We start from the raw sequence: 9,167 nt of genomic DNA, 5'->3' as shown, positions 1-9,167 counted from the left end.
TTTTGTGGTTGGTGTGGTTGAGTGGTTGTTTTTGTTTGCGTGGTGTTTTCGTCTGTTTTTTTTTTGTTTTGTTTTTTTTTGTGGTTGTGTTTTGTTTGCTGGTTTATGTTTTGGTTGTTTGCTTTGTGTTTTATATGGATATAAAGTGGATATCTATGAAAAAAACGAACGGGTCGGCGGGCGCAATGCGGCCTTGAAAATCGGTGATTTCACTTTTGATACCGGTCCAACTTTTTTAAGCATGCTTCATATAGTGGAAGAGCTGTTTGAAGTTGCTGGACGAAAGCTTGCCGATTACATGGAGCCTGTCGAACTGGACCCGATGTATGAATTGATTTTTGAAGATCAAAAATTAGTCATGACACGCAATGCCGAAGAAATGAAAGCCAAAATTGATAAAGATTTTGAAGGCGGCGGGGAAGGCTATGAACGGTTCATGAAAGAGACCGGCCGTAAATTGGAGGCTCTTTCACCAATCCTGCAGACAAGAATGGATAAGTTTTCACACATGATCCAGCCTAAAGTGCTTAAGGCTTTGCCGGAACTGGAAGTGAACAAAAGCCTTTACGATGTGCTTTCACGCTACTTCAAAGATGAACGGTTAAAGCTCGCTTTTGCATTCCAGTCCAAATACCTTGGCATGTCACCATGGGAATGTCCTGGTGCTTTTACGATTTTGTCTTATATGGAGCATGCTTATGGAATCTATCATCCGATCGGTGGCGTCAATCAGCTGTCTGAATCGATGGCGAAAGTGATCCGCGAGCTTGGCGGTAAAATCCATACAGGTACAGGTGTGAAAAAATTATGGCTTGAAGGCCGTACCGTAAAAGGCGTGGATCTTGAGGACGGAAGCCGCGAAGCCGCTGATGAAGTCATCATCAATGGGGATTTTGCCCATGTCATGACCAATCTTGTTGAGCCAGGGATTCTGAAGAAATATACGCCTGAAAAACTGGAGAAGAAAAAATACTCCTGTTCCACTTTCATGATTTATTTGGGATTGGATAAAAAGTATGATCTATCTCACCATACAATTGTCTTTGCCAAGGATTACAAAAAAAATGTGGAAGAAATTACAGATTCTAAGCTTTTATCAGCGGATCCTTCCATCTATATCCAAAATGCCAGTGTGACAGATCCGACACTCGCACCTGAAGGGAAATCAGCACTTTACATATTGGCACCGGTCCCGAATAATTTCAGTGATATCGGATGGGACAATGAACAGCAGGAATTCAGGGAACTCGTATTGAATATTATTGAAGAGAAGACGGAATTTAAAAATCTGCGTGAGCATATCGAAGTGGAAAAAGTGTTGACGCCGTTCGGCTGGGAACATGACTATTCCGTTTATAAAGGCGCAACATTCAACCTGGGGCATCAATTGACTCAAATGATGATATTCCGTCCTCACAATGAATTCGAAGAACTTAAACAATGCTGGCTGGTGGGTGGCGGAACGCATCCAGGAAGCGGCTTGCCGACCATATTGGAATCCGCCCGCATCACTGCCAACGGCATTTTGAAAAAAGATGGAAATGAAGGAATACCGATTCTTCCGTTGCCTCAATTGGAGGGATTTGCATGAAAATCGGGATAATCGGCGGCGGCATCGGTGGATTGATGGGTGCTTTGTATTTAAGTAAACAAGGGCACGACGTGACAATCATTGAAAAGGAAAACCGCCTTGGCGGCCGTATGAACTTCGTTGAGCGTGATGGTTTCAAAATTGATGAGGGACCGACAATTGTTTTATTGCCGGAGATGTTTCAGGAACTGTTGGCTGAAGCGGGGATCCCGAAAGAAAAATATGAATTATTGCTTTGCGACCCTCTTTACACCATCCGTTTCAATGACGGAAAAGTATATACGAAATACCCGGACAACAAGCGGCAAATTGAAGAAGTGGCAAATGTATTCCCCGGACAGGAAGAAGGCTTCAGACGTTTTATGGAAGAAGGGCGTACTCGGTTTGCCATCGGTAAATCCGCTTTTCTTGAGCATTCTTTCGTCGATAAAAAAACATTTTTCACTCCAGGAAACGTTAAGAATCTATTGGCTTTGAAACCTCAGCTTTCCATAAAACAGTTGATGGCCCGCTATTTTACAGATGAACGTCTTCAATTGGCCTATACGCTCCAGTCACTTTATATCGGGGGAGATCCGTACAGTGCTCCCGGTATGTATTCACTGGTATCTTTCAGCGAACATGAGCACGGCGTCCATTATTTGAAAGGCGGTTATGCGAGCATCGTGCCGCTGTTGGAGGAAAAGCTGCTCACCCTCTCGAATGTCACTGTCCGAAAAGGCCAAAAAGTGAAACAGATCCTATTGGGTAATGGGAAAGCAACAGGAGTGGAGTTGGAATCCGGCAGGGAAGATTTTGACGCGGTAGTCTACAACGGCGACTTTCCAACGGTGTCACGTTTATTGCCGGAACGGAAAAAGAAGAAATTTGTTCCATCTTCTGCCTGTGTATTGCTGTATTTTGGACTGAATCAAGTCTATGATGAAGTAAACGTACATCAATTTTTTATTGGAAATGATTATGCGAAACACATGAAAGACGTGTTCACTGACAAGCAGAAGCCTGAAGATCCAGCATTCTATACGTTCCATCCATCAAAAATCGATGATTCTTTGGCTCCTGAAGGAAAAGGGGTGCTGTATACCCTGATTCCTGTGCCTGCAGGGTCGGATGTCGATTGGGCAAATGAAAAAGAGTGGATCGATGGAGTGGTCGTCAGGATGGAAGAATTGTCGTTCCCTGGATTAAAAGATGCAATCGAGTGGATGGAAGTAAGGACTCCGACCGACGCGGAGACATTCGGCCTCTTCCGCGGAGGGAGCTTCGGAATCGGTCCGACACTATTGCAATCGGGTGTTTTCCGCCCGCAAGTTAAACCTTTCGATGTTAAAGGTCTCTATGCGGTAGGTGCTTCCGTCCATCCTGGCGGTGGTATTCCGATTGTAATGCAGGGAGCCAAATTGCTTGCCGAACAAATTGAACGTGATTCCTTAAGCGAGAGGAGAGGTTCTTAATGGAATTAAGTAAAGCTTACCGTTTTTGCGAAGAAATCATTGCCGCCAATTCCAAGAGCTTTTACAAAAGTTTTTCCATGCTGCCGAAGGAAAATAGAAAAGCTGTCTGGGCTATTTACGCTTTTTGCCGGACGGTGGACGATATTGTGGATGAAGGTGCGGATCCAGTTCGTGGGCTGACTCTCTTCAAACAGGAGTTCAATGAATTTCTGGCAGGTAATTTTGATGTTGAAAATCCGATGTGGCTGGCGCTTTCCGATGTCTTCAAGAATTACGACATGGACGATGAAGCCTATGCCAGCATGATCGCTGGCCAGGAAATGGATTTGCTGATGAAACGCTATAAGACGGTGGATGACGTACTGGATTACAGTTATCACGTAGCGAGTTCTGTCGGCCTTATGCTGCTGCCGGTGCTGGCTCCGGGCAAAACGGAAATTCTGAAAGAAGGGGCGATTGCCCTTGGATACGCAATGCAGATCACCAATATTCTCCGCGATATCGATGAAGATTTAGGGCTGGGCCGGGTTTATTTGCCTTCAGAGCTGATGGTTAAACACAACCTGGAGGAAGCAGATCTTCATAGGAAAACTGTAACGCCGGCCTTCGTATCAGTCTGGGAAGAGATGGCGCAGGAAGCGGAGTACTATTACGAGAAAGCGTTTGAAACCATAAACGAATATCCGGTCAGTTCAAGAATTCCTGTAAAAGGTGCCGGACTGGTGTACCGTGAAATTCTGACAACCATCCGAAAGAAAGACTACAACGTTTTCGGCCAAAAACATTTTGTGCCTGATCAATCCAAGCAGCAGATACTTGCTTGTCTATGAAACGAATAAAAAAGATATGCCTCAATCGGGCATATCTTGTTAAAATCAGCCCATCAATATCAGGCTGATTTTTTATTTGGCCTTTTTTATCATCAAGTGCTCTTATTACAGCAGGCCGAACTTCTTCAAAATACGAGTTGCAACATTATGGCCGCTCATAGTAACCATTGGTGATCCGCCGCCGGGATGAGTGCTGCCGCCAACAAAGAACAAGTTTTTAATATCCGGACTGGCATTTGCCGGACGCAGAAAAGCATCTTTTTTCCGATGCGAAGAGGGCCCGTATAAAGCGCCGCGGAAAGCATTGAAATTCTCAGCTATAAAAGAAGGCGTAAAGACTTTTTCTTCTGCAAGATGGCTTCGTATATTCAGTCCATAGTTTTCCAGAAAATCGTATATCCGATTCTTATATGTTTCGGCGTCGATCTGCAGTTTTCCATCCGGAGTCAGCGCAGGAGCATTTACAAGGATGAACAGATTATCACCTTCTGGGGATACCGAAGGGTCCGTTGCAGAAGAATTACTGATATACACGGTCGGCTCTTCGGAATAGCTTTTCTTTTCAAAGAGTTCATCAAATTCTTTCGGATAATCTTCTGAGAAATAGACGTTATGATGCTTCAGTTCAGGCAGGCGGGTATTCAAACCTGCCAGTATAACAAAAGCGGAAATGGAAGGCTCGAAGGATTCGCTCTTTTCATTGCTGAAAGACGGCCGTTCATTTTCAGCGGTGAGCTGGGGGAAGGCAGTCAACAGGTCGCCGTTCAAAATGACTGCGTCCGCCTCAGATACAGTGCCATCATCCAATTCCACTCCTGCAGCTTTACCGTCTTTGACGATTATTCTTTTGACTGGCTTTCCGGAATAAAGACGTGCCCCTCTTTTTTTTGCCACCGCGGCAAACCCTTCCGCTATGCGAGTGTTTCCCCCTTTAGCGTAATAAACGCCGCCGACCAATTCCAGATAAGCGATCATAGAAAAAGTCGCAGGAGCTTTATAGGGAGATGACCCGATATACGTTGCATACCGGCCGAACGCCTGGAGCAAAACGGGATCTTTGAAATACTTCTTGTAAAAATGATCCATCGTCTCTGCCGGCCGAACCTGCAATAGGGCTTTGCCCAGTGAAGGAGACAGGTAATCACGCCATGACTGAAAAGTGGAAGGGAAGAAATAGCGTTCCGATAAATCATAGATGCGACTGATTTCATTGAGGAAACGTCTATAGTTCTTCGCGTCATCCGCTGCAACGCGGTTCAACTCAGCCTGCATAATTTCCTGATCGGAAGAAAAATCAAGGTGGCGGCCATCTGCGAAATGGTTTCTTGTATGGGTAGTCAATGGGATCAGATCAAAATAATCGGCGGCGGCTTCTCCGGTCTGTTCAATAACCGCTTTAAAAACTTCTGGCATCGTGATGGTATTAGGACCGAAATCAAACGAGTGGGTGCCGAGTTGGACCGGCATCAGCTTGCCGCCGAAATGATCATTCTTTTCATATAACTCTACTTCCATTCCTGCATTGGCAAGAGTCACTGCTGCGGACAGCCCGCCAAGGCCGCCGCCGATGATAATCGTTTTGCTCATAAATAATTCCTGCCCTTCCATGAGTATGATTGCCTTCTGCGGGATTTTTGCATTGCGTGGAGGAGCACAGCAATCATCGCGCCAGCCTGAAAAGGCATCAAAAATGCCAAAAGAGGATTCTGCCGGGTCCTCAGCATGATGTACAGCTGCTGCAGGCAAATAAGCAGATAAGGGACAACGAAAAGCGGCTTGAGCATAAAAATGCCGATGACAGCCAAGGCGAAAGGAATAACATAAAACAGTATATAAAATAGAGTGAGCAAAACTGCCATCACCGGCGATCGCCCGATGCCGGTATAACTATTTTTCAAAAATCCTTCCCAGACTTCCTTGTTGGTGTCATACATTTTACTGCTGACGGATTCCGTAATATTGGCCAGCAGCATGCGGTGGCCGGCTTTCTTTATTTCCCGGGAAATGTGGACATCTTCGACGAGGGAGTTTCGAACCGACTGGTGCCCGCCAATATCTTCATATACTTTTCTGTCAAAAAGCATCCATGCTCCGTGCGCTGCTGTTGCTGCAGGAAATGAGGCATAATTCGCCAATCCCAGCGGCAAATGGAAGAAGACAACAAAATGCTGCATCGGAACCAGCAGTTTACTTAAAAATGGCGCGACTTCGAAGGCCGGAAAGCCAGAAAGCGACTTTGCGTTCTTCTGCTGCATCAATGCAATAGACTGTTGGAATGCTTCGGGACCGAAATTGATATCAGCATCCACAAACATTAAAAGCTCCCCGGCAGCAGCCTTTTGAAGCTGATGGCACGCATGAACTTTTCCCACCCAATCTGTTGGAAGTTCGGCTCCCTGCAAGATCGTAAAACGGCTGTCGCCGCCAATTTCTTCTTCAAGCAATTGCTGCGTCCGATCGGTGGATTGGTCATTCAGGATGATAAATTCTATCTTCGGGTATGTACTGTTTTTGAGCGAAGCAACAAGCGATTTGACATTCCGCTCTTCATTGCGCATGGGCACCAAAACCGACAGCAAGGGATACCCATTGACTGCCGGATTTTTTTTAGGAAGAGAAGGCATGAAAAAGCTATTGAAGATCGTCCATAGCAGAAAAGCGGCCAGGCAAGGGATGAAAATCCACATAATCATTGTTTTGCTTCACTCCTTTCCCAGTAAATCGTTGAATTCAGACACGTTTTCAGCGATGGCTTCTTTCTTTAATGCATCCAACTGAGCGGTTACAGTATCCTGTAGAAACGCTGTGCGCTCTTTTCTGGAAGTTCCAGCGATTTTCTCTATAGATAATGGTGAACTTTGCCGGATCCAAACTTCGGGTTTCTGATCGTGCCGGAATGAATAATAGAATGTAATCGGAACTACCGGTACATCGGGATGTTTTTCAACCAGATAACCGATTCCGGTGGAAAAAGCGAGCGGGCGGATTTCCTGATGATATTCATCGCCTTGCGGAAATAACACAACCGATTTGCCTTCAGCCAACAATTTTTCAGCATATTGAAGGGACCGGATGATATCTTTCGGATTTTGCTTATCAATCGAAAACGCACCTAGATAACGGAAGAAAATATATTTCCTCAGGTTCTTTTCATGCATCATCATGTGGATGTCATGCTTCCAGACTGTGTGGTTCAAAAAGAAGAACAGCAGGCCGTCCCACCAGGAACTGTGGTTTGCGATGAAAATCACCGGTTTTTCAGGAATCTTTCGGATGCCGTATCCCAATAGATGAGAAAACGACCTGCGAAGCAACGGCAAAAGATAGAGTGCAAACCCTTTTTCAAATAAACGGCTTTTTTTCGCAATAATCATAGAGGCCTCCTTTTCCATGCAAGCACTACAAGCAACACAGCCGGAATAGTGCTGGCTGCCACAGCCAGCCATAATCCGCCCAGGGCACCCAGCATGGCGAACATGGCGATCATGAGAAGGTAAAGCAGCACAAGCCGGCGCTCGGCCGTGTCATTGGTAATTGCCATCGATTTACGGCGCATCACCCAATCGATCAGCAGATGAAGAACGAACGATACAATAAACCAGCCCAAAAAATTGGTCCAGGGAATTCCGTAATACCAGCCGGTGTCTTCCCAAATCCAATAAGTTTTTATGCGATAGGCAACAGGATCGATTATAAGGTCCATGATGACCGCCCCTATTCCGCCGGTTACAGCATAAGCGAAAGTGCCGTTCGGAAAAATCCAGCGCGCCAGCACATGGGACGTTGCAACCACCATCAGCCAGGCAAAGCCGATGGCGATGGGCACACCGAACAGGTTCGGAGCAAAATGATCTGTGTAATCATACGAACCGAACAGAAACCCGGAATTCGCGCCTGCTCCTTCAACGATAAAAGTGGCGAAGAATATGATTAAGCCGATGGTGATTCCGGCAGGCTTGCCGAAGCGTTTCAAAAAGTATAGAAAACCTATTGTGCCAGCAAGTATAAGAAAGACGGCGTTAGCCCATTCCAGCCACGAAGGCAATAAATCAAAAGCCAGCAGTATGATGCCGATTGTATACCATATTAAAAAAAGTCGATAAATTCCTTCTTCCCATTTCAAAAACATCACTCCATTACAAGTTATACAAACAGTATACTTGAAAACCGTTTGAAGAGAGAGAAAGAGGACGGCGGCAGGGTGTCTTAAAAAATCCGTAGTAGTTTAGGTGTAAGTAAGGTGGGGAAAAAGAATTAAATAATTCTTCAAATTTTACTTTCTACAAAGAATATTCGGATAATTATTGAAGGAAATCCTGCATTATAGTATACTTAAATTAGTATAGAAGCTTGTTTTTACATTGGGGGCTGTAAAATATGCAGGATTTACTGCGAAACGTTTCGAATTCGTATAAAGATTTTAGTTCTGGACAAAAAAAAATTGGGGATCTTTTTTTCAAAGAGCCCATCTTTCTTGCCTTTTCATCGGCACTTGAAGTAGGCAGGAGGGTCAATGTCAGTGAATCCACAGTAATCAGATGGTCCCAAAAACTCGGTTACCGTGGATACGCGGAATTTCAGCATGTGCTGCAAAGGAAGCTGGCGGAAGAACGTTTTGAACAAGTGGAGGAATCCGATACCCAGCCGGCGGTCGAACAATCCTTTCTTGCAAATCTGCTGGATGCGGATATCGCCAGCATCACCCAGTTGAAGCAGTCTGCGGACGAAGACCAGCTCCTGCAGGCAGTGGATTACATCGGCCAGGCGAAGAGTATATATGTAACCAGTAATTTTTTCGATTTCGGCCTCGCACATTTTATGACGTCCTGGCTAAATTTGACGCTCGATCACGCTGAATTGATGATGCATGGAGACGCCCAATACTACCGGCAATTATCAGCACTGACTGAAGGGGATACCGTTATTGCTTTCGTGTTTCCACGTTATACGAAATCAGTCATCGACACATTGGCGACTGCCAGTAAACAGGGAGCAAAAATTGTGCTGATTACGGATACCGCGGATTCTCCGGCAGCAGAATATGCCGATATAAAGCTGGAGGTTTCCGTAAACTCGAATCTGAACATCGATTCTTACACCGCTGTGCATGCGCTGATTGCTTCAATCATGCGTTTTGTATATGTCAAAGAACATTCAAAAGTAAAACGGAATTTGGCAAAGGTGGAAGCGATATATATGGAGAAAGAAGTTTTTATCTGATTAGACCCAATGTAAAGGCAGGTCCCGGAATGCCCAGGCGTTTTGGTGAATCATAAAATGAAAAGGGGAGAA

At 45.2% G+C, this 9,167-nt stretch carries 8 protein-coding genes; 4 read left to right on the top strand and 4 right to left on the bottom strand.

Going from position 1 to position 9,167, the window contains the following annotated elements; genetic code table 11:
• Positions 1-91 precede the first annotated feature (91 nt).
• The 3 genes from CXF70_RS04095 to CXF70_RS04085 are packed head-to-tail and all read left to right on the top strand — an operon-like array spanning position 92 to position 3,875.
• The gene (locus CXF70_RS04095; protein ID WP_101801647.1) at positions 92-1,591 is read left to right on the top strand and encodes a phytoene desaturase family protein; all 1,500 of its coding nucleotides are present in this window, start codon (positions 92-94) and stop codon (positions 1,589-1,591) included.
• Positions 1,588-3,045 carry a phytoene desaturase family protein gene (locus CXF70_RS04090; RefSeq protein ID WP_101801646.1) on the top strand — a complete coding sequence of 486 codons (1,458 nt, stop codon included), beginning with the start codon at positions 1,588-1,590 and terminating at the stop codon, positions 3,043-3,045. The genes CXF70_RS04095 and CXF70_RS04090 overlap by 4 nt, the downstream gene beginning before the upstream one ends.
• Positions 3,045-3,875 (top strand): phytoene/squalene synthase family protein, encoded by an 831-nt coding sequence (locus CXF70_RS04085; RefSeq protein ID WP_101801645.1) that lies wholly within the window; start codon positions 3,045-3,047, stop codon positions 3,873-3,875. The genes CXF70_RS04090 and CXF70_RS04085 overlap by 1 nt, the downstream gene beginning before the upstream one ends.
• A gap of 105 nt (positions 3,876-3,980) precedes the next feature.
• On the opposite strand, the gene CXF70_RS04080 is transcribed toward CXF70_RS04085, so the two are convergent.
• The 4 genes from CXF70_RS04080 to CXF70_RS04065 are packed head-to-tail and all read right to left on the bottom strand — an operon-like array spanning position 3,981 to position 8,004.
• Positions 3,981-5,462, bottom strand: a complete 1,482-nt coding sequence (locus CXF70_RS04080) for a phytoene desaturase family protein (protein WP_101801653.1) — start codon at positions 5,460-5,462, stop codon at positions 3,981-3,983.
• Positions 5,459-6,568, bottom strand: a complete 1,110-nt coding sequence (locus tag CXF70_RS04075; protein ID WP_233208538.1) for a glycosyltransferase family 2 protein — start codon at positions 6,566-6,568, stop codon at positions 5,459-5,461. Before CXF70_RS04075 ends, CXF70_RS04080 begins: the two co-directional genes overlap by 4 nt.
• A 9-nt stretch (positions 6,569-6,577) precedes the next feature.
• Positions 6,578-7,249, bottom strand: a complete 672-nt coding sequence (locus tag CXF70_RS04070) for a lysophospholipid acyltransferase family protein (protein WP_101801644.1) — start codon at positions 7,247-7,249, stop codon at positions 6,578-6,580.
• Positions 7,246-8,004 (bottom strand): carotenoid biosynthesis protein, encoded by a 759-nt coding sequence (locus tag CXF70_RS04065; RefSeq protein WP_101801643.1) that lies wholly within the window; start codon positions 8,002-8,004, stop codon positions 7,246-7,248. Before CXF70_RS04065 ends, CXF70_RS04070 begins: the two co-directional genes overlap by 4 nt.
• 248 nt (positions 8,005-8,252) lie before the next feature.
• On the opposite strand from CXF70_RS04065, the gene CXF70_RS04060 reads away from it, so the two are divergent.
• Positions 8,253-9,095, top strand: a complete 843-nt coding sequence (locus CXF70_RS04060; RefSeq protein WP_101801642.1) for a MurR/RpiR family transcriptional regulator — start codon at positions 8,253-8,255, stop codon at positions 9,093-9,095.
• The last annotated feature ends 72 nt before the right edge of the window (positions 9,096-9,167 follow it).

It is taken from the genome of Planomicrobium sp. MB-3u-38, assembly GCF_002836425.1.
In the GTDB taxonomy this organism is placed as follows: Bacteria; Bacillota; Bacilli; order Bacillales_A; family Planococcaceae; genus Planococcus; species Planococcus okeanokoites.
Note: the sequence above shows the minus strand (reverse complement) of the source record. Positions and strands in the feature narration are given on the sequence as shown.